Origin of the sequence: Pseudomonas sp. HY7a-MNA-CIBAN-0227, assembly GCF_040310325.1 — a bacterium.
Lineage (GTDB): Bacteria > Pseudomonadota > Gammaproteobacteria > Pseudomonadales > Pseudomonadaceae > Aquipseudomonas.
On record NZ_JBEOPT010000053.1, the window covers coordinates 1 to 358 of the forward strand.

General features: G+C 45.8%; 1 protein-coding gene. It reads right to left on the reverse strand.

Features of this window, described 5'->3' with window-relative positions; genetic code table 11:
* On the reverse strand, positions 1-358 hold a 358-nt coding region (gene ssb / locus AAEZ06_RS26925; RefSeq protein ID WP_350617118.1), incomplete at both ends, for a single-stranded DNA-binding protein.

A 358-nucleotide genomic window follows, 5' to 3' on the forward strand; every position in this document is an offset into this window, starting at 1 on the left:
GCCTTGATTTTGACCACCTTGGTTATTATTACTGAAGCCGCCATTGTCTTGACCACCCGTGGCACCATCTAGCATTTGCATTTGCTCAGCACGAATCTCAGTAATATAACGATCTTGACCATTGGGATCTTGATATTTACGCGTACGCAAGCTGCCTTCGATATAGACTTTGCTGCCTTTACGTAGATACTGCGCAGCGATTTCGCCTAAACGATTAAAGAGTGAAATACGATGCCATTCGGTGGCCTCTTTCTTTTCACCACTTTGCTTGTCTGTCCATTGTTCTGATGTCGCAACCGAAATATTGGTCACGCTACCGCCATTACTAAATTGACGTGCCTCAGGGTCTGCTCCAAGG